The sequence below is a fragment of the Spiroplasma eriocheiris genome (genome assembly GCF_001029265.1).
GTDB classification, from domain to species: Bacteria; Bacillota_I; Bacilli_A; order Mycoplasmatales; family Mycoplasmataceae; genus Spiroplasma; species Spiroplasma eriocheiris.
This window is the reverse complement of sequence record NZ_CP011856.1, coordinates 1184624-1206233: the sequence shown is the minus strand read 5'-3', so window position 1 is coordinate 1206233 and position 21610 is coordinate 1184624. Positions and strand designations below refer to the sequence as shown.

At 29.9% G+C, this 21610-nt stretch carries 22 protein-coding genes and 3 tRNA genes; 22 read left to right on the top strand and 3 right to left on the bottom strand.

Annotated elements, in window-relative coordinates:
- The first annotated feature begins 35 nt into the window (after positions 1–35).
- From cls to SERIO_RS05505, 10 genes are all read left to right on the top strand, one after another.
- Positions 36–1574, top strand: a complete 1539-nt coding sequence (cls, locus tag SERIO_RS05550) for a cardiolipin synthase (protein ID WP_047791842.1) — start codon at positions 36–38, stop codon at positions 1572–1574.
- A 61-nt stretch (positions 1575–1635) separates the two neighbouring features.
- Entirely contained in the window at positions 1636–2328 is a 693-nt protein-coding gene (locus tag SERIO_RS05545) for a hypothetical protein (protein ID WP_047791841.1), read from the top strand.
- Between the two features lie 3 nt (positions 2329–2331).
- A complete protein-coding gene (gene proS, locus SERIO_RS05540; protein WP_047791840.1) occupies positions 2332–3756 on the top strand; it encodes a proline--tRNA ligase in 1425 nt (474 codons plus the stop codon).
- 56 nt (positions 3757–3812) lie between these two features.
- Positions 3813–5105: a hypothetical protein gene (locus tag SERIO_RS05535; RefSeq protein WP_047791839.1), complete on the top strand. Its 1293-nt coding sequence runs from the start codon at positions 3813–3815 to the stop codon at positions 5103–5105.
- A gap of 31 nt (positions 5106–5136) precedes the next feature.
- Entirely contained in the window at positions 5137–5610 is a 474-nt protein-coding gene (locus SERIO_RS06345; RefSeq protein WP_152023415.1) for a hypothetical protein, read from the top strand.
- Between the two features lie 88 nt (positions 5611–5698).
- Positions 5699–5923 (top strand): acyl carrier protein, encoded by a 225-nt coding sequence (locus SERIO_RS05525; protein WP_047791838.1) that lies wholly within the window; start codon positions 5699–5701, stop codon positions 5921–5923.
- A gap of 9 nt (positions 5924–5932) precedes the next feature.
- Entirely contained in the window at positions 5933–6409 is a 477-nt protein-coding gene (locus SERIO_RS05520; protein WP_047791837.1) for a Fur family transcriptional regulator, read from the top strand.
- A 106-nt stretch (positions 6410–6515) separates the two neighbouring features.
- Positions 6516–6591, top strand: a tRNA-Trp gene (locus tag SERIO_RS05515).
- Between the two features lie 83 nt (positions 6592–6674).
- Positions 6675–6749: transfer RNA gene (locus SERIO_RS05510), tRNA-Trp, on the top strand.
- Between the two features lie 18 nt (positions 6750–6767).
- Positions 6768–6860: transfer RNA gene (locus SERIO_RS05505), tRNA-Ser, on the top strand.
- Between the two features lie 61 nt (positions 6861–6921).
- Here SERIO_RS05505 and SERIO_RS05500 read toward each other — a convergent pair.
- Both SERIO_RS05500 and SERIO_RS05495 read right to left on the bottom strand, forming a co-directional pair.
- Complete coding sequence (locus tag SERIO_RS05500; protein ID WP_047791836.1) at positions 6922–7782, bottom strand: DegV family protein; 861 nt, start codon at positions 7780–7782, stop codon at positions 6922–6924.
- Between the two features lie 12 nt (positions 7783–7794).
- Positions 7795–8637 (bottom strand): DegV family protein, encoded by an 843-nt coding sequence (locus SERIO_RS05495; RefSeq protein ID WP_047791835.1) that lies wholly within the window; start codon positions 8635–8637, stop codon positions 7795–7797.
- 107 nt (positions 8638–8744) lie between these two features.
- On the opposite strand from SERIO_RS05495, the gene SERIO_RS05490 reads away from it, so the two are divergent.
- The 8 genes from SERIO_RS05490 to tyrS all read left to right on the top strand — a co-directional run bounded on the left by SERIO_RS05490 (position 8745) and on the right by tyrS (position 15349).
- Positions 8745–9851, top strand: a complete 1107-nt coding sequence (locus SERIO_RS05490) for a M42 family metallopeptidase (protein ID WP_047791834.1) — start codon at positions 8745–8747, stop codon at positions 9849–9851.
- Positions 9841–10467 carry a YtpR family tRNA-binding protein gene (gene ytpR, locus SERIO_RS05485; protein WP_047791833.1) on the top strand — a complete coding sequence of 209 codons (627 nt, stop codon included), beginning with the start codon at positions 9841–9843 and terminating at the stop codon, positions 10465–10467. The genes SERIO_RS05490 and ytpR overlap by 11 nt, the downstream gene beginning before the upstream one ends.
- On the top strand, positions 10460–11482 hold the full coding sequence (locus SERIO_RS05480; protein WP_047791832.1) for a nicotinate phosphoribosyltransferase: 1023 nt from the start codon (positions 10460–10462) through the stop codon (positions 11480–11482). Before ytpR ends, SERIO_RS05480 begins: the two co-directional genes overlap by 8 nt.
- Before the next feature lie 54 nt (positions 11483–11536).
- Positions 11537–12553, top strand: a complete 1017-nt coding sequence (locus tag SERIO_RS06340) for a hypothetical protein (RefSeq protein WP_053040864.1) — start codon at positions 11537–11539, stop codon at positions 12551–12553.
- The gene (locus SERIO_RS05470) at positions 12540–13118 is read left to right on the top strand and encodes a hypothetical protein (protein WP_148553479.1); all 579 of its coding nucleotides are present in this window, start codon (positions 12540–12542) and stop codon (positions 13116–13118) included. Before SERIO_RS06340 ends, SERIO_RS05470 begins: the two co-directional genes overlap by 14 nt.
- Positions 13119–13193: 75 nt before the next feature.
- Positions 13194–13547 carry a hypothetical protein gene (locus SERIO_RS05465; protein ID WP_047791830.1) on the top strand — a complete coding sequence of 118 codons (354 nt, stop codon included), beginning with the start codon at positions 13194–13196 and terminating at the stop codon, positions 13545–13547.
- 2 nt (positions 13548–13549) lie between these two features.
- Complete coding sequence (locus SERIO_RS05460) at positions 13550–14056, top strand: YtxH domain-containing protein (RefSeq protein WP_047791829.1); 507 nt, start codon at positions 13550–13552, stop codon at positions 14054–14056.
- Positions 14057–14110: 54 nt separating this feature from the next.
- The gene (gene tyrS / locus SERIO_RS05455) at positions 14111–15349 is read left to right on the top strand and encodes a tyrosine--tRNA ligase (protein WP_047791828.1); all 1239 of its coding nucleotides are present in this window, start codon (positions 14111–14113) and stop codon (positions 15347–15349) included.
- A gap of 66 nt (positions 15350–15415) precedes the next feature.
- Here the strand turns inward: tyrS and SERIO_RS05450 are convergent, their stop codons facing one another.
- Positions 15416–15757, bottom strand: coding sequence for a hypothetical protein (locus SERIO_RS05450; protein WP_025317780.1), 342 nt, complete (start codon positions 15755–15757; stop codon positions 15416–15418).
- 191 nt (positions 15758–15948) lie between these two features.
- Here SERIO_RS05450 and SERIO_RS05445 point away from each other — a divergent pair, with 191 nt between their 5' ends.
- The 4 genes from SERIO_RS05445 to mgtA all read left to right on the top strand — a co-directional run bounded on the left by SERIO_RS05445 (position 15949) and on the right by mgtA (position 21585).
- Positions 15949–16245 (top strand): PTS sugar transporter subunit IIB, encoded by a 297-nt coding sequence (locus SERIO_RS05445; RefSeq protein ID WP_047791827.1) that lies wholly within the window; start codon positions 15949–15951, stop codon positions 16243–16245.
- A gap of 143 nt (positions 16246–16388) precedes the next feature.
- On the top strand, positions 16389–17477 hold the full coding sequence (locus SERIO_RS05440; RefSeq protein WP_047791826.1) for an alkaline phosphatase family protein: 1089 nt from the start codon (positions 16389–16391) through the stop codon (positions 17475–17477).
- A complete protein-coding gene (locus SERIO_RS05435; RefSeq protein WP_047791825.1) occupies positions 17461–18639 on the top strand; it encodes a hypothetical protein in 1179 nt (392 codons plus the stop codon). The genes SERIO_RS05440 and SERIO_RS05435 overlap by 17 nt, the downstream gene beginning before the upstream one ends.
- A gap of 246 nt (positions 18640–18885) precedes the next feature.
- Positions 18886–21585, top strand: a complete 2700-nt coding sequence (gene mgtA, locus SERIO_RS05430; RefSeq protein WP_047791824.1) for a magnesium-translocating P-type ATPase — start codon at positions 18886–18888, stop codon at positions 21583–21585.
- Positions 21586–21610 lie beyond the last annotated feature (25 nt).

Sequence of the window (21610 nt, the reverse complement as noted above, 5' to 3'; positions counted from 1 at the left end):
TAATATTATAGTTAAAACAACGAAAGGGAAAATTAATGAAAAATTGATTAAAAATAATTTTATCAATGATGTTTTTATTCGGGCTAGCAGTAGCAGCAGTCGTAGTTGTGGCAATCATTTTTAATATTGCTTTTATTTGAATTTTTGTTTCAATCTTGATTATTGACTTTTTAATGGCATTTTGAATATTTTTTTCAAAAAGAAGATACGAGGTTAAGCTATCATGAATAATTTTTGTTATTTTTATTCCCTTTATTGGTCTTTGCTCATACATTTTTTTTGGTCGAAAATATCATTTTTCCAATAAAAGAACAATTTACTACGAAGCAATTAATAAAAATGAATACCAACAGTTTCAAGAAGATAATCTTGCAAACTTAACAAAGATTAATACATTAAGTCCTCATTTTACAAGAACTTTTGAACTCCTTAATCATAAAGCAGAAAAACCAGTCTATGGTAATAGTGCTGTTGAAATTTTGCCAAACGGGACAATTGCTTTTTATCGGATTCTTTCTGATTTACAAAAAGCCAAAAAATATATTCTCTTAACTTATTTTATTATTGCGGATGGTGAGTTATTTGAGGCATTTGCCGAAATTATTAAAGAACTTTTGAAAGCTGGGGTGAAAGTTTATTTAATTTATGATCACGTGGGAAGTTATTTTAAAATTAGTGAAAAGAGTCTGCGCAAACTAAAAAAAATTGGGGTTAAAATGTATAAATTTTTACCAATTATTACACCATTTTTAAATGGGAATGCTAATTATCGTAACCATCGTAAAGATGTTGTTATTGATGGGAAAATTGGCTATACCGGCGGAATTAATTTATCTGATTTATATGTTAACCAATCGCCAAAATTTGGTCTTTTTCATGATGTCCAATTACGAATTGAAGGTGATGGGGTTCGCGCCTTAGAAGTTATTTTTGCTGATGATTGATATTTTGCTAGCAAACAACGTGAGCGAATTAGTGAATTAGAAAATGATATCTTTACCAAAAAAGATCATCACCAAACAAATAATACATTAGTGCAAATTTTTAATGACTATCCTAGTTTTTCAGAGTCGTTAAATCGGGATGCTTATATTTCATTAATTAATAATGCAAAAAAAAGAATTTGGTTATCAACACCTTATTTCATAGCCCCTGGGGAATTAATTTTAGCACTTAAAACAGCAGCGCAAGCGGGGATTGATGTGCGATTAACGATTCCCGGATTAACTGATAAAATTTTTGTATTAGATATTACTAAAACTTATTGTAAAGAATTACTAGCGGTTGGTGTTAAGATTTATGAAATGAATAATGTCTTTTGTCATAATAAAATAGCTATTTTTGATGATGAAATTGCGATTGTTGGCACATGTAATTTAGATTATCGCAGTTTTTTTTCAGATCATCAAACAACTGCCATTATTTATGATAAGGAAGTTGTAAAAACATTTTTAACCCGCTGAGAATGAGATTATAACCATGCAATTTTATGACGTGAATGACCAATTAAATATAAACCGTTAAAATACCGGGTGGGACTTCAATGCCTAAAATTAGTTAGTCCAATTTTATAATATCTTTTAAAAATCAAGTATAATAATGGTATATTTAAGTGGTAAAAGATGAGGTGAAGGAATGTTATTTAATAAATTAAAAAATAAAACTCCGGAAGAAGAAGATAAAAAACAAAAACCAGGCAAACATAATTTATTACAAGATGAAAAAAAAGCAAAACCACAGGATTCAGAACCGAGTAATTTTTTTGATGACGAAGAAGACAGCAAAGATATTAAAACTGGTTTTAGTTTTAAAAGACGAAAAACCCATAAAATTATTAAGAATTTAAATGCTCAAAAAATTCGTACGCTATTATTTTATACAGATGTAAGCAATGTTCTACGTCAGTTAGAGTTTGGAATCCAACCCATTAAAAATATTCACCTCGTTAAAGATAGTGAATATATTGTATGAACATACCTAGAAAAACCTGATCACATTGAATTTGAATTAGATAATTCAACCCGCCACTATTTTTGAAGTTGGATTGCTGAGCAAAAAGTTGATCCTAATCAAATTGCTGTGATTGCAATTGATATTAAAAAATTATTTGAAAATACAAAAACTGATTGGTATTATGAAGAAACGACCCGTCGTGTTCACTTATTTGAAGATGTAAAACCAGAGTGTATTAAATGAATTTTAATGAAAAATAATGAATATTTAAACCGGATTCAGAATTATGTTAAAAGCACTAATTTAAAAATTAAAGTTTTTCAAGGTGAAAAAGGAAATATTGAAGAAGTTGCTAATAAAAATAGAAAGAAGTAAGTTATGAGTAGAAAATTAGAGAAGATTACTCCTCGTGATGAGGATTTTGCCCAATGATATACCGATATTGTTGTTAATGCTGATTTAATTAGTTATGGACCAGTGAAGGGAACAATGATTTTCAAACCGTATGGTTATGCGATTTGAGAAAATATTCAAAAATATTTAGACCAAAAATTTAAGGAATTAAAAGTAACTAATGTTTACTTTCCCTTATTAATTCCTAAATCATTATTTGATAAAGAAAAAGAACATATTGAAGGATTTTCGCCCGAAATTGCAACGGTCACTAAAGTTGGGGACAAAAAATTAGAAGAAGAATTATATATTCGCCCCACTTCGGAAGTATTATTCGGAACTTTTTTTGCGAAAGAAATTCAAGGTTATCGCGACTTACCATTGTTATATAACCAATGGGTAAATGTTTTGCGATGAGAAAAAACAACCCGTCCATTTTTACGTACTAGTGAATTTTTATGACAAGAAGGGCACACTATTCATGCAAATGCCCAAGAAGCAAAAGATTTTACCTTAAAAATTCTGGATGTGTATAGTAAATTTGCCGAAGAAGCTTTATTATTACCAGTTATTCGTGGACAAAAAACAGAACGCGAAAAATTTGCGGGAGCATTAGAAACATATACCATTGAATCTTTAATGTATGATGGGCAAGCTCTACAATGCGGAACAAGCCATTATTTTGGTCAAAACTTTGCAAAACCATTTGATATTAAATTTTCAAACCAAGATAACCAGTTAGAATATGCCTACTCAACTTCGTGAGGTGTATCAACTCGTACAATTGGGGCAATTATTATGACCCATGGTGATGATCACGGGTTAGTATTACCACCAATGATTGCTCCAACGCAAATAATGATTGTTCCTGTTAAAAATGATGAGACATTATTAACAGTTGCTGAACAAATTAAAAAACAGTTAGGAGATTTCCGAGTGGCTATTGATGAATCGGAGAAATCATTTGGCTATAAATTAGCAAATGCGGAAATTAAAGGGATCCCTGTCCGTATTGAAATTGGTCCGCGGGATTTAGAGCAAGAAAGTGTAACAATCACTCGCCGTGATACTTTTGAAAAAGTTCAAGTCAAAATTCCGGAAGTTTTGCCAACAATTAATAAATTATTTACGGAAATTAGTGCTAATCTTTTCAACCGAGCACTTGTAAATCGTCAACAACGAACTATTAAAGTTAATACTTATGAAGAATATAAAGAAATTTTAAAACAAAAAAATGCATTATTTTTAGTGCCATTTTGTGGGGCGATTGCTTGTGAGAATATTATTAAAGAAGAAACCCAAACCGTTTCTCGTTGTATCCCGTTTGATATTTTTCAAGATGTCTCGGGACAGTGTTTCCGTTGTGATAATCCTGCCCAGTATTTAGTATATTTTGCCCGCGCTTATTAAAAAATAAAGGAAACCTTCCTTTAATTAGGTAAATCTTAATTGAAGGAGGTTTTTTTATGTTGAGCACTAATTTATTTACAGATTCATTATATGTTGAAAATTCCCGTGAATTTTTAGCAACTAATAAAATTAATTTAGCCCTTGATTTTGCAAGTTCTGTTTATCCTTTTGCTAACGGGGATAATAAATTTGCCATTCCGTTTTATTTTCGTCCTAACATTGGTAACTTAGCAGCTTGGTTTGATGATAATGGCAATCCCACAAGTAAGTATTATAGTATTCATAATCACCGTTCGCATTTTGAGTATGATTGGTTATTTGATGAGTATCCTAATTTAAATTTTAATTTTAATCATATGAGAGTAAGTTTTAATTTTAATAACAAAAAAGGATGCTTGTTGAATAGTGACTTATTAGCAACTAATTCTGAAACTTTATTAGCTACCAAAAATCACCAATTAAGTTATGGTAATTGAGCAAAAGAGGTTATTCCAACCACTTGCTTAAATAATGATAATTGAAACCAAATTGCAGTTGTGGTTAGTCTAGATTATAATGATAATAATGCATTAGTTGCCAAAAATTCATACCAAGAAATTTATTGAAATCTTACCCCTCAGCTAGTTGATACTCCTAATTTGGTCATTAATGCTCTTTTTAAATATAAGAATTTTAACGAAAATAATCAGCAATTTGACTATCAAAAAAGTTTACTAAAAGATGAGCTAACGTTTACTTATTATAATAAAATTACTGATCCCAGTATTCCCAGTCTCTTTTACTTTGATAATAATTTTAACTATAATTTAGAAGATTGCAAAAAATACCCTAATGATATTATTACAAAGATTGATAAACTCCGTACCAAATTACCAAACCCAAATTTAACTTTATCAGTTACAACTTATATTTTAAGTAGTACCACTAAATATAATTTTAACAAAATAACCGGTTATTTAAAATATTATAATCAGCATTTTTACCACTATTTTAGTAATAATACCATCTATAACTCTCAAAAACAGCGAGTTGAAATTACGGAAAATATGGTAACTAACAATAGTTTATTAATAGACCCCTTTCTAGCCCATGAGGAATTACTTTTACAAACGGTTATTCCCACATTAGGAATTATTATTAACCAAAAAATAGTTTTTGATAATCATAATTTTCATAACTTGGTTACTATTAGCGTTCCGTTTCAGAAAAAATCTTTTTTTAATAATTTTATCAACCCTCCGGCAACTATATTTTTAATTAATAATGATCGACTTGCTTATTATTATAACCAACCTTTTGATGATAACCAATATGCTAACTTTGTTCAAGATTTTTATTTCCAAAATTAAATCTTTTTTGAAACCAAAAGATAATAAGCAAATGGAAGTTACTTATGACAAGAAAAGCGTTACCAAGTTTAAACAATGAAAATTTAAGCGTCAGATTATTATCGGTTTTTTTATTGCTGTTATTTTAGTTTTTCTAACTTGTCTTGGAGTTTTAATTTACCAAAATGTTATTATTAAGCAACACCAACCATCACCCCAAGTTATTAACAACTCTCCGCCTTCGCCCCAACCCTCAAGAAATGATGATTCTTATGAACTAACTTTAGCTAGCTATCAATTCAATGATACTATTGTCTTTCAACATAATGACTATTTTTTCTTAAATTTAAGCGTTAAAAAAATCTTTTTAGCGCAGTGAATTAATGTTTTTCCAACTATTAATAATGAAGATAGTTATTTAGTTTTTGATTGTAGTAATGAACATTATGGGTTATCAAAAATAATCACAATTGTTCATTATACCTTAGCTAATATAATAATTAATTCTTGGCGTATTAAAATTTAAGATTGCATTTAAAAAATGGAAAAGATTTATTTTTAATTTTATTTGTTATAATTATAAATATAGTAATAAATAGAGGTGAAATTGCATTATGAATATTATGGAAGAACTAAAGAAAGTTTTAAAACAACGGGGGATTAGTAAAACAGTTGATTTGAATACTAATTTTAAAGATCTTGGTCTTGATTCATTAGATTTAATGGATTTGGTTATTTTAGCTGAAGAAAAATTGTCAATTCGAATTCCAGATGATAAGTTAACAGAAATTAAAACAGTAAATGACTTAGTTAAAATTATTGATGATTTAAAGAAATAAGGAATTTTTATGGCTTTATCGTACGATAAGATTGTTCAGATTTTAAAAGATAAAAATTATCGGTTAACAGATATTCGCTTATCAATTATTAAAATTTTAACTGATGAAAAACACTTAACTTTGTCCGCAATTGTTGAAGATTTAGAAAAAGAATACCAAAATGTCAATTTAATGTCTGTATATAACACTATTGATATGCTCTTAAAAGAACATATCCTTTTTAGCAATACTTTTGATGGTAAGCAAATTTGATATGATCTCGCTGAAAACCCTTCGTTTCATGCCATTTGTGATTCATGTAAGAAAGTTCTTCATATTAAAGATGAAGCAATTTTAAAAGCAATTGATATTGTTAGTTTAGGAAAAGTTTTAGAAAAAATTCACTGAAAACCAATTCATTTTAAAATTGAAGGACATGGTTTGTGTGAAGAATGTCAACGATTAAACCGCACGGAGCATACCCATTTTGATGATGACTTAGATTAGTTTAAGATTTTTTGTGTTTTAAAAAATATAAATTTAAGATTTAATTATTTAATTTTAAGAATTTATTTGTTAAAATAAATAAGTGTTAATTTAGCACAATAAAATTAGGGGTGTAGTTCAAGTGGTAGAACATCGGACTTCAAATCCGAGTGTTGTGGGTTCAAGTCCTGTCACCCCTGCCATATTTTAAAAGTAGTATTTTGAAAAATACTTTTTTATTTTTACCCAAGATTTTATTTTTTTATGTTATTATTTTAAAGAAACTAGGGGTGTAGTTCAATGGTAGAACAACGGTCTCCAAAACCGTATGCTGTGGGTTCAAGTCCTGTCACCCCTGCCATAACAAAATAAAAAATAAGGAAGTATACCCAAGTCTGGTTGAAGGGGGCGGTCTCGAAAACCGTTAGGTGATGAAAGTCACGCAAGAGTTCGAATCTCTTTACTTCCGCCATATTTTTTTAAGTTTTACATCAAAAAAAGAAAATCCATTTTATTAAGAATGGATTTTTATTTTATTTATTAAGTTCTGGAATTGTTACAAAAGCAACTGTATCTAATCCCGCATGAGCAACAAATACATTTGGTAATTTTTCAACATGATAATTAATTTTATGTTCATTTAGAACACCGACAATTGCATCTCAAACTTTTGCTGAACATTCTGAAGTTTTTAAAACAAATAACTCATATTTTAACTTAACTTTCTTAGTGAAGTTTTTTAATAGATCAATAAAACTTTCGACTAATGAGTTTATTGTTCGTGACGAGGCAACTTTTTTGGGATTTTCTCCCCATTGTAATAAGATTTTAATTTTTAATAAATTAATTAAGGAAAGTAAAACTTTTTTAACTCTTCCCCCGCTTGATAAACGATCAAGGCTCCCAGGAATCATAGCCATTAGGGTTGAATTTTCAAATTTTGTTGTTTCAGCAATGATATCTTTGCTATCCATCCCTTTATCTGCCAAATCCTTTGCTAAAATTACTAGTTGTTTTAAAGAATAAGCCGCTGTATGATTTCGAACAACATTAACTTTTTCTTTAAATTCATCATCTTGAGCAATCATATAAGCTGTTGAATATTGACTAGATAATTTTTCAGCAATTGGATAATGAATTATTTCATCATGGGTTTTTAGTAATTCTTGATACATATTAATAACTTCTCCGGTTGATGCTTGACTAGTTTTGGTAATTCCAGTTCTAACAACTTCATAGAAATTATTAGCTGCAACTTCTTGTTCATTATCTAAAATATCTGTTTCACCATTTAAAATAATGTGTAGTGGCAAAACATGAATTTGATATTTTTTAATTTCTTCCTCTGTAAATCCTGCTGATGAATCAGTTAAGATTGCAATTTTTTTGCTCATTTTTTTCACCTCTTATTTTTCTCAACATACTAGAACAACAGTATTAGGTCCGGTATGGGCTGCTATGACATTGGCTAAAATTACTGTTTTTTTAATTTCACAACCATAGTCAGTAATGATTTTTTTAACATCATTTAATGTTTCTTCATCTGTTTTCGAATGAATTAAAATAATTTCTTTTCAATTTTTACGCTCTTTTTTAATTTGATGTAATGTTAATTCAATTGCTTTTTTAAAAGTTCTTGTTTTTTCAAATTTATCAATTTTTCCATCATATCTTAAAATCGGTGTGATCTTCAAAAGCGAAGCAAGAGCGGCTGCAGCGGGGGTAATCCTTCCGCCCCGTTTTAAAGTTTCTAAACTTTTTGGAATAATAAAAGCAGAGAATTGTTTTTTTAATTCATCAACTTTTGCTTGGATTTCTTCCGGGACTACTCCTTCGTTTAATCACTGATAAATATGGTCAATCATATGTTTTAATACTTCGCTAACACCATCAGTATCGATAACAAAAACACGATCTTTATATTCATCTTGCTGTGAAAGCATATAAATATTTTCATGTTGACCAGATAAACCTTTTGATAAACCAACGAAAACAATTTTTTCGTAAGTTTTTAACAGTTCATCTCACTTGTTAATCATTTTTCCCATTGGGATTTGGCTTGTCTTAACAACTTTCTGCGCCAAAATATCATAAAATTCATTGAATGAAATAATATCATCATCGTCATCAACTTCACTACCATCGGGGAAAGTTAATAGTAATGGCATTCAATACATGTCATCATATTTTTCTAAGTCTTTTCTTTTGATTCCTGATGAGGAGTCAACTATTATTGCTACTTTTTTCATATTTATCCCTCGTTTAATTCTACAAATTTAATAAAATTGTTAATTTGTTAACAATAAATTAATTATAAACTTTGATATAATATTTTCAAGAACGAGTAGGTGTTATTATGAAAATTAATCCAGAAAAATTTAAAATCTATGAATCAATTTTGCAAGAGTTTGGACCAAGTGGTTGTGAATTTCGGGTTATTGATCTGATGAAGAAATATTATCAGCAATATACTAATGAAATTATTCAAGATAATTTAGGTAGTTGCTTTGCTGTTATTAGAAATAAAAAAAATATTGCTAACCCTCAAAAAGTAATGTTGATGGCTCATGGTGATGAAGTTGGTTTTATGGTCCGTCAAATCAATCCGAAGGGTTTGGTTAAAATAAATCCCCTGGGTGGAATTTGAGAACAAACTTTATTAGCGAACCGGGTAAAACTTTTAAAAGATGATGGAACTTTTATTAAAGGAACAATTTCAGCGATTTCACCACACTTATTATCACCAGAAGCTCGTAATAAACCAACCCAAATTGATACAATGCTAGTTGATTTTGGCTTTACTTCTGAAGCAGATGCCTATGCTAATGGGATTCGCCCGGGTAATTTTTTAGTTTGCGAGGGAGAAACGGTCTTATTAAATGAAAGACGCCTATTATCAAAAGCAATTGATAACCGAATGGGAGTTATTTTAGGATTGGAAGTTTTAGAAAATATTAAAGATTTAGCATTGGACTTTGATTTATATATTGGTTTTAGTGTTCAAGAAGAAGTTGGAACCCGAGGGGCTGTTACAGCAACTAATTTAATTAAACCTGATTTTGCGATTGTTACCGATGTTTCTCCGGGCCAAGATTATTATTCAAATAGTGAATTTGGTCAGCTTGGGAATGGTGTTATGTTAAGAGGAATGGACCGTGAATATATTACAAGATATGATTTAATTCAATATCAAATTGCATTAATGAAAAAATATAACATTAAAAATCAGTTTTATATTTCACCAGGGGGAACAGATGCCGGCGCTGTTCATTTACATGATTATGGGGTACCTACCATTCAGGCTTGTTTGATTGCTCGAAATCTCCACACAACCAGTGGGGTGATTGATTTAGATGATTTCAATGAAACTATTAAACTAGTGACGACGATCATCAAGGATTTAAATGATGAAAAAATCCGCCAGTTTAATTTTATTAATAAGGAGAATAAGAATGAAAAATAATACAATGGGCTTATTTTATAATGAAAATTTTGATACATTATTTGGTTATTTACAAGTTATTAATAATCCCACACGGATAATTCACGATAACTTAGTTTTCTTCCATGATGATAAGCGACAGTTAGTTGGTTTTAATATTTTAAATGCTAAAACGATGCTTAAAAATAAGTTAACTAGCGGCATTAATAGTGATAATAAAGATTTAATTGCGGAAATAATCATTTTATTCCACCAGTATGGTTATGATTTGACCGATATTAATTCAACAATCCAATTTATAGTCGGAGAAGTCGTAACTGTTCAAAAACATCCAAATTCAGATAAGTTAAACATTTGTGAAGTTAATCTTGGTGATGAACAGCGACAAATAATTTGTGGGGCCACAAATGTTGACTATCACCAACGAGTTGTTGTTGCTAATATAGGTGCTTGGATGCCCAACTTATTACAAATTATTCCCTCAGAATTACGGGGTGAAAAATCGGATGGGATGATTTGTTCTGAACGTGAGTTGGGTTTACCAATTACTCAAGCGGGCAAAGTAATTATGGTGTTAACGGATAATAAATATCAAATTGGAGATAGCTTTTGAAAGGACTACTATAAAGATGAATAAAATAAAAGAAGGTTACTATAGTGCGATTTATTTCTTAAAAACAGCCACCATTTTAAAAAATGAACGGCCAGATGATGTTATTACTATTCAATTTTTTCAAAGAGAAAATAATGTCAAATTAGCAGGGGTTAATGAATGTGTTGAATTAATTAAAGCGGAAGCAATTGATGCGGCAAGTTTGGAAATTTATGCCTTAACAGATGGTGATCTTATTAATGCTTTTGAACCAGTTCTAAAAATTACTGGTCATTATTACCAATTTGGTTATTTAGAAGGTATTATTGATGGAATTCTTGCTCGTCAAACAAGCATTGCAACTAATTGTTATCGTTTAATCCAAGTTGCTAATAATAAGCCCATTATTTATATGAATGATCGTAATGATTATTATTATACCCAGGAAAATGATGGTTATGCTGCTAGTGTGGGGAGGATTAGTAATTTTGTAACACAAGCACAGTTATCAAAGGTTAACCCTAATGCGGATCCAATTGGAACTGTTCCCCATGCGCTAATTCAAGCATTTAATGGTGATTTAATTGCGGCGTTACATGCTTACGAAAAACATTTTCCAACGGAAAAATTAGTTGCTCTAGTCGATTATAATAATGATGTTATTAATGATACTTTAAAAGTTGCTAAGGAATTTCCTGATTTATTTGCTGTTCGCATTGACACTTCAAAAGCTTTAGTTGATAAATATTTTATTGGAAAAGAAGAAAAGTTTAAAGGCGAAGACATCCATGGGGTTAATAAACATTTAATCAAAGCCTTACGGCAAGAACTAGATCGCCATCATTTTACTAATGTTAAGATTATTGTTTCTTCTGGTTTTACAGCAAAAATTATTGAAGATTTTGAAAAAGAAAATATTCCCGTTGATTTTTATGGGGTTGGTCAAAGTTTAGCAAAGTTAACAATTGGTTTTACCGGGGATGCGGTTTTAATCAACGGCCAACCACAGGCCAAGTATGGACGCCATAACATCGAGTCAACCCGATTACAAAAAAAATAAGTTAACAACAAATAATTTAGGTATAATTAAGATATATTTGGAGGAGAATTAGTTATGGATAGCAAAGATAATCAAAAAATTCCGTCTTATTATAATCACCAAGGCACTTTTTTTGAAAATAATAATTCAAAACAAAATACTTCTGAAAAAAATGAACCAGTTGCTGCTGGTGCACCAACAAGTTCTGAGAAACAAGTTGTAAAATTAACAGAAGTAATCTCGCCATTATTTGGAAAAGATCTTAATTCTGCCCATTCTCAAACAACAATTAATTATACTAGTGATGATACTTCTCCAATTGCTGAAATAGTTGAAGCAGAAATTAAACAAAAGATTGGGGATAATGGGGGTGAAGAAAAAATAGCACCAACACCAGAAACTTATCAGCCAATTTATAAAAAATATAATTCGCAACAAGATGAGCAAATGATTAAATCAATGGTTAAAAAACCAGTGAAATTATCTGAACAAGCTGAAAAAACCCAAGCTTTTTTATTCAAACCCCGCAAAAATGGTGAGAATATTTTTGGTGATCGTACCGAAGAATTAACAGTCGAGTTAGAACAATTAAAAGAAAAAATTAAAAAAACTGATCCGCGTAAAAACTTATATGATATTTATGAACAAACAACAATGTTTGAAGGAATTGAAGAACAAAAAGAAGTTAATAGTAAATTTCGGAATATTATTCGTAAGACTTATCAAATCAATACAGATTTTCCAACTGATATGTCGTTACTTGATCGGAAAAAACAAATTATGCATAATTCAATTGCCGCCGGTTCAACACGTTATAAAATCGCTCGCGAATTAAAAGAAAATAATCTTGATCGTCAATTTCTTCGTAGACCAAAACCAATTATTCAAGGTTCCTCGGAACATCAACAAATGATGGAAAATTTAAAAAATGCCAACGATGATCCGGCCAAAAAGCAAGTTGTTGATTTTTACACGAGTCGAAATCCTTATTGTATGCGGAAATTAAATCTTGAAGAAGAAAATCTTAAAGAAGCAGATGAAAATCGCCGTGAACGAATTAAAAATGAATTAAATAATAATGAAGAAAAATAAGATGCCAGGTTCGTTTATCAAAGATGATATTTTTGCTTTAGAAGATAATTTATTTATAAGGTTGTCAGCAAGCCATCCGTCATTGACAAAATTAACTTCTACAATTAATTTTTGTAATCAACAATTATTCCTAACCCATTTTTTAGCGACGGCAACGAACCCTCCAACTGTTGAACGTTATGATCTTAGTTTTGATGAGTTAGTACTAAGTTTTTCGGACTTCCAAGCAATAATTATGGTTGGTTTCCATGAAAACTGCTCTTTTGCTAATTTAATCAATAATTTTAAAACCCATTCTTTAAAAGAACAGTTTAGTTCAACCGAAGTTACGATTAAAAATGACTTTTTTAGTGAAAAAGGTAAATTATTAACATTAAAATTTAGGAAAAAATATTATAATAAAATAGAATCTTATCAAATTAAATATCAAAAATATTTAATTTCAGCCCAAAAATTAATTAGTTATTTATTAGTTTTTGTTAGTTTACTAAGATATCAAGGGATGAAAAAATTACTACCAGTTAATTTTTACCAATATTTTATAAAAGATCTTTTAAATATCTAAAATATCATTAATATATTTAAGAGATAAGTTATAATATGAGAGTAGTATAAAAAATTGAGTTAAGTGGGTGAAAAAATGAATTTATACTTATTAGCTAGTGACAATAATCTTTTAATCTCAGAAACAATTTTAATTATTATTTTATTATGTTTAGCAATTATTTTTTGTTCATATGGAATTATTGCGGCGCGAAAAGTTGCGATTGCGGCAAAAAAATTTGATTATTTTATTGAAGACTTAACATATAAATCAGAAATGCTAAACTCAACAGTTGATACAGTGGTAAAAATATCAAACTATGTTGATGTTTTTGAAGCATTTACAAAACGAAATGTTAAAGCTTGAATTAAAGTGATTTCAAGAAACAAGGATGTTGCTTATCGATTAGTTGATAAACTAAAAGATTTTGCTAATTCTGAGGATGATTAATTATGGCTTTTAAATTATTAAAAACAGTAGCAATTATGGTTGCTGGAATGTTAATTGCCCCCAAAAAAGGTTCTGAATTACGCGCTGATTTTGTTAAAATGGTTAAAAAATATAACCCGCAGTTAAAAGAAATGGTTAATAAAATTGAAATTGTTTGGGAGAAATCACAAGGAATTGAGTCTGATGAAATTGCTGCTGATATTGAAGTCAAAATTAAAAATGTTAAGGGAGCAGTTGATATTTTAGATTCTGCTTCAACCAAAGAAATGGCTTATAAAGCCTTGAAAAAACTTGACCAAGGTGCTGTTAAACTAATCAAAGCAGCGGCAAAATCTCCAAATGTTCGGGCAGTGGCTAAAGATTTAGCAAAAATTACTGTTTCTGCTATTGATGCTGGAATTAAGGTTAGTGATGATTTGAAAAAAACCTCTGCCTCAATTTCAGAAAAAATCATTGAAGAAGGGCACTCCACACCCACTAAAAAAATCTCACACCAAAATAAAAAATAAACTCTATTTACTTAGAGTTTTTTCAATAATATGATTAATAGAAAGGAAGTTACAATGAATATTATTAAAGAATTGAGTTGAAGAGGACTATTAAAACAGGTAACAAACGAAGAAAAACTATTAAAATCACAAGAATTACAAAAAGGAGTATATTGTGGTTTTGACCCGACAGGAGATTCTTTACATGTTGGTCATTTAATTCAAATTATTTTGCTAGAACGTTTTGCCAAATGTGGTTTTAAACCAATTGCAATTATTGGGGGCGGAACCGGAATGATTGGTGATCCTAGTGGGAAGAAAGCAGAACGGATATTGTTAAATAATGCAATAGTATTACATAATGTTGAAAGGATCAAACAACAAGTCGAAAAACTAATTCCGAATGTCCAAATTGTTAATAATGGTGAATGACTAAATAAGATTTCATTAATTGATTTTTTACGCGATGTGGGAAAAGATTTTAATATTAGTTATTTACTAAATAAAGAAAATATCGCTTCGCGAATTGAAAGCGGGCTATCATATACTGAGTTTTCATATACTTTATTACAAGCTTATGATTTTTACCGGTTATATGAAAAATATGATTGTACAGTTCAAACCGGGGGTAGTGATCAATGAGGAAACATTACTTCAGGAACAGATTATATTCGTAAGCAACTGGGCGAAGATAATTTAGCTTGTGGGTTAACCATGAATTTATTAACTAAGGCTGATGGGACCAAATTCGGAAAAACTGAATCGGGAGCTGTCTGGTTAGATCCTGAGAAAACTTCCCCATATGAGTTTTATCAATTCTTTTATAATCAAGAAGACATTGAAACTTTTAAACTATTAAAATTCTTAACTTTTTTATCGGAAGCAGAAATTAAGCAATTAGAACAAGATCATTTAAAAGAACCATTTAAAAGACTAGGACAAAAAAAATTAGCTGCAGAATTAACATTATTTGTTCATGGGAAAGATGAGTTAGCCCGCGCAATTAAAATTTCGGGTGCTTTATTCAATGGCAATTTACATGAATTATCATTATCAGAATTGGAAAGTATTCAACATAGTCTTCCCCACTATCAATTAGAGTCACTAAATCTTAATTTGCTAGATTTATTAGTTGCGAGTGAAGTTGTTAGTTCAAAGCGTGAGGGTCGTGAATTTTTAAGCCAAAATGCGATTACAATTAATGGTCAAGTTGTTAATGACGAAACTAAAGTTTTAGCATCGGCGGACTTTTTACACAACAAATTTTTAATTATTCGCCGCGGTAAGCGAAAATACCATATTATTTACTTATAATATAATAAAAGAAAAAAGGGTTTGAATAATATTATTTAAACCCTTTTCATCTATACTTGGCCTTATTTAATTGATATTTGATTTTTTATTTTGTTCATACTCAGCTTTTGCTTTTTCGTATACTTCCACAATTGCCTTATGTCTTAAGTATTCTTCTTCGGAGATGTTTTGAATTACGCGTTCTTTGATTTCATCTTCAATGAATAATGAAATTTTCTTATTAATCGTATTAATTGCGTGTTCAATTTCATCATCTTGTGCTACATAGTCATTTATTAACTCAAATTTTTCTTCTCATGATAATGTATTAATAAATTCTAGAATAAATCTGGGATTTTCTTTAATATATTCTGACAATGGTTTGTCAACATGGTCCTCAATAAAAGAATCAATTTTTTCTGGTAACATGCTTATCCTCCTAAATTCAAGTTATATGTAATTTGTTGAACTATCTTAAAAATAATTGAACAAATTCTTTTATAATTATATCATTTATTGCAAAATTATGCTAAAATAATCCTGCGAAATTATTGCGTTATTACTATTTTATTAGTATAATTTATACCTACATATTTCGATATGACCAATGGAGGGAAAAAATGAAAAAAATTTGTTTAGTATGTTCTGCAGGAATTAGCGCAAAAACAATCGTTGAAAAAATTAATAATGTTTTGGCCCAAGACAACAAAGAATGAAAATTTGAAGCTGTAACAGTAAATAATTTAAATACCAATGATTATGATATTGTGTTATTAACACCACAAGTTGAATACTTAAAAAATAAAATTATTGGCATGCTACCAGAAAATAAAGATATTAAAGTGGAAGTACTGCCATCAGACTTGTATGTTAAAAATGATGCGAATGCAATCATTGATTTTACCACAAATATTTAATTAATTAATAAAGGCAACAAATAATTAATTGAAAAATTTTAAAAATTTATCTATTTTTAGATAAATTTTTTTGACTTTTAGTACTTTTTAACATACACTATAATTTGTAAGTAAACTTAGAAGAAAGAAAATGAGGGTCTAAGATGCGAAAATTACATGCTAGTTTTTTATTAACCGGAGCAGTTTCGATCGCTGTTTTGGAACTTGCAGCAATTGCAGGATACCAATCGTATCAACAAAAATACATTGAATATGTTTCTTATGAAAATAAACTTACTCATCATCCCAAACATGTGGTTATGTTAGCAATTGATGGGTTAGCAGCTTATGCGTTACAAAAAGCCACTATTCCAAATATTCGCTATATGATGGAGCATGGGGCTTATAAATTAGATGTCCGTAGTGAATTGCCAAATTCTTCTGCTGGAAATTGGGCAACGATTTTATTGGGAACCGGTCCGGAAAACCATGGGATTGTTGATCAACCATTAACTAATATTCACCATTCTGTTTATATTGATGAGGCAAAGTTAGCGAAGCAAACTTCAATTTTTGGTTTAATTCACCAAAGTAATCTTGACGCAGGATGATTAGCAACGCACGAAAAAATTCAAACAGCGTTTGTTTCCTTATTAGGTGTCCAATCAACTGCTTTAAGTCCTGATTTTAAAGCATATGGCCAGAATTTTATTGATTATTACTATCAAACAAATACCAAAGAAGATTCAATTGAACGCTATTTAGATGTGTTAGAACACCAAATTGATCCTGCCAAACCTAGTTTCTCATGGATGTATTTTTTAGATCCTGATGATACTGGGCATTCTCGTGAATATAATTCCGAAGAATATTACCAAGCTTTAACAAAAACTGATCAGCAAATTGGGATGATTATTAATAAGCTAAAAGCTAAACAAATGTATGATGACACGTTATTTATTATTAATAGTGACCATGGAGGTTTATCACAATATCATGGGCGACCAAACATCCCGGAAATGACGGTTCCCTGAATTGTTTATAGTAAAAAAGATATTTTGCAATCGGGTGTTATTCCGGATGGAATTAAAGTATATGATAGTGCGCCAACAATTGCTTATTTAATGGATCTTAAAGATTATTGAGCACGCACGACAAGTGGTGATAAAAAATGACAAGGTAAACCAATCGTATCACCATTTTTCCCAAAACCAGAGAAAGAAGGTTATCCAATTGATGGTAAAAATATCTAAGGATCAAATTAATAAAAATTTTAAGTGATTATTAATTATTAGTGTTATTTTATTGTCATTTTATAACACCCAAATTTTTACTTTAATTAATACCCCAATTTTCAATGAAATTATTAGTTATTTATGCAGTCCACTTCCGTTTGTGGTGGCAATTTGCTTAGGTTATTTAGCCATTAGCGAACAATACAATTGGAAGTTCTTAGGGAAGTTTATTTTATATTTAATTCCATTATTCTTTTTATCTGGATTATTTGCCGTTGATTTCTTTAATGTTAAAGAATATGGTTTTGATATTAAATTATTAATTACTGATTTTATTAAGTCGTTCTTTTGGTATGAAGGACGATGAATTATTACCACCACAATTGTACTAATTGTTCTTTATAAATGCTTATTATATTGACCATGGTTTCAACAAGAAAAAAACCAGTTAATTATTTGAATAGTTCTTACCGCATTGTTTTTTAGTTTTGTCTTTGCTGTAACAATTGCTTTTAATGTTTTATTAAATAAGCAAGATTATGTTAATTTTAATTATGCTCTGATCTCCGTAACCTTTCGGGTTCCCAATTTTTCGAAAGCTATCCTGGCAATTTTAGCATTCTTATTAGGAGTTAGTTTTAATTATGATTGACTAGTTAGTAAAATTAACAATTTATTAGTATGATTAGCAATGGCAGTCATTGGTTATTTTAGTTTAACAATACTACGATTATTTACCCATTTATCAATGTTTCATTGAGATATTCTAGTTATCATTAGTGCCTTTTTATTCTGCGTACCATTTGTAACAATGCACATTAAATTTAATGATAAATGGTTAAAATGATATTATGCAAGTTTAGTGCTATTAATTTTCCATAATTCGTTTAATAAACTCTATGGAGTTGAATTTATTTTGGGAATGTTCCTCCGTCTAATCTTTGGTTGATGAACAAACGGGGTAACAACATATTGAAATATTCTAAACTTTGTAACAGCAAACATTTGAGTTGCGTTAGTTTATTCACTTCTTAAATATCTTGCAATTTACTTTACTTGTTTTGGAATTGCAGTTGGTTATAATAAATTATGGAAAAAACAATTTAAGCTAATGCTGAATTTACCAACAGTTGATCCCCAAGTTCTTACTGAACCAGTAGTAAAACCGGTTAATAACTAAAAGTTATTAACTTTTTTTTGTTATGCTTGTGTTAGCGCTTGTTATACGATATTATTTAAATAAATGAGATTAATTAAAAAATAAAAGGAGTGGTTAAAGTGTCCGAGCAGATGTGCCAACTGAACAATCTAGTTAACAGAATGAATATTTTAGCCAGCAATTTTAGTTAAAAATTAATTTTAATAGTGTTTGCCTGGTTTCAAAATTTTGTTCTTAATTAATATTAAATTAAGAGGAGGCTAATGAATGCAGGTAAAAAAAAGAAAAGGTAAAAAAGAAATTGGGTTTGCTAAAACTGATGAAATTAAAAGAATTGCTCAACTTGGACAGGTGGGGATTTTAGATCATTTTCATCTTCCAAAATTTGGGTTAGATTTTGACCAAGCAAAAGAAATTGCCAAAGAATATGGTGATAATACTTTAAAAGAAGTTAAGTTTCATTGATTTTTAGAATTATTAAAAGTATTTTTAAATCCATTTAACATTGTGCTGGGGTGTATTGCCCTATATAATCTTTTAAGTTATTTTTTTATGAACGGTGATAGTTTTGAACTAGTCGGAACAGTTATTGTTTTAGTAATGATTTTTATTAGCACAACGGTGTCTTATATTCAAGAAGTCCGTAGCTATTTAGTAACGAAAAAATTAACTAATTTAGTTAGCAACACTATTACGGTGATTCGACTAACAGAGGATGAAAAAGTTGATGAAGTTGTCGCAAGTAATAATACTGAATTAATAAAAGAAGCCAAAGAATTAGAAATTCATGAATTAGTGCAGGGCGATTTAATTTATTTATCAAGTGGGGATATGGTTCCCGCTGATGTTCGCATTCTCTGAAGCAATGATTTATTTATTAATCAGTCTTCATTAACGGGAGAGTCATTGCCCGTTGAAAAACATGCTAGTTATAATAAAGAAAAATCAAATTTATTAGAATTACAAAATATTTGTTATACTGGGACAAGCGTGGTGTCAGGTAGTGCAATTGCGATTGTAATTGGGGTTGGAGAGAATACTTATTATGCAACAATTTCAAAAACAATTACTGAAAAAAGACCACAAAATAGTTTTAACAAGGGAATTAAAAGAACAACTTGGTTATTATTATGTTTTATGTTTGTAATGGTGCCAATTGTTTTTGTTATTAATGGTGTTACCAAAAATGATTGGATTGGGGCGCTCTTATTTGCAATTTCAGTAGCGGTTGGACTAACACCCGAAATGTTGCCAATGATTGTTACTTCTAATTTAGCGCGCGGGGCTAGCAAAATGAGCAAGGCCAAAGTTGTTGTTAAAAAATTAGAAGCAATTCAAAATTTAGGAGCGATTGATGTGTTATGTACGGATAAGACCGGGACACTAACAAATGATAATATTGAGTTAATTGACTATACATTATTAAATAATAAGCAAGATGAAAAATTATTAAATTATGTTTATTTAAATAGCCTTTATCAGACTGGTTTAAAAAATCCGATGGATAAGGCAATTATTAAATATGTTGAACAACATAACTTAAAATTAATGGCAAATGATTATGTAAAAATTGATGAAATTCCGTTTGACTTTAACCGCCGGAAATTAACAGTTGTTGTCAAAGGTGAAGATAACCACCATACTTTAATTTGCAAAGGGGCAATTGAAGAAATTGTTAAAAATTGTAACCGCATTGAATATGATGGGAAAGTAGTTCCCCTTGGTGATGATCATCTAAGAATGATTAATGCAACAACTAATCGTTTAAATACTGAAGGATTGCGTGTAATTGGTGTGGCTTACTCACGTGGACATGAAAAAAATGATTATTATACAACAAGTGATGAAAATGATTTAATTTTTTTAGGGTTTATTTCCTTTTTAGATAAGCCCAAACCATCTGCTGCGAAAATGATTAAGTTATTAAAACAAAATGGGGTTGAATTAAAAATTTTAACTGGGGATAATGAGCAAGTAACTAGAGCAATTTGTAATCGGGTAAACCTCAATGTTAAGGGATTAGTAAGTGGCGAAGATTTAGAAAAATTAAGTGAGTATGAATTACGGGATGTGGTGGAACGAAATAATATCTTTGTAAAATTAAACCCGTTACAAAAAGCCAAAATTATTGATGCATTAAAAGCTAATGATCATGCGGTTGGTTTTATGGGCGATGGAATCAATGATGCGCCGGTGTTACGCCAAAGTGATGTCGCAATTTCAGTTGATAATGCAACTGATATTGCCAAAGAAGCTTCTGATATTATTTTATTAGAAAAGTCCTTATTAGTTTTAGAAAAAGGAATTATTCAGGGGCGCAATATTTTTGGGAATATTTTAAAATATATTAAAATTACAATTTCATCAAATTTTGGAAATGTTTTAAGTGTTTTAATTGCCTCGGCATGGCTACCTTTTGTCCCGTTAGCGCCGATTCAATTATTATTTCAAAATTTATTATATGACATGTCGCAATTTGCTGTGGCTTTTGATAAAGTAGACGCTGATTTTTTAGCAAAACCGCAAACTTGGACAACTAAAGATATTATTCCGTTTGTTTTTATTAACGGACCAGTCTCCTCAATTTTTGATAGTATTACCTTTGCAATAATGGGTTATTATTTTGGGGTGTTATCACAAGGAAACCCAACCCCTGAACAAATCAGTTTATTCCATACGGGTTGATTTGTTGAAGGATTGCTAACCCAAACCTTAGTGGTACAAATGTACCGTACTCGTCGGATTCCATTTATCCAATCACGTGCTGCTTGGCAACTAAATGTTGCTACCTTAGCAGTTAGTACCATTGGAATTGTAATTCCCTTTACGATTATTGGGACCGAATTGGGTATGCGTCCGTTACCAGGAATTTATTTTGCATTCTTGGTGATGATTATTATATCCTATTGCTTGCTGAGTCAGCTGACAAAGTTTATTTACATCAAAATTTATCACCGGTGACTATAAAAATAATAAAACTCAGATTATTAGA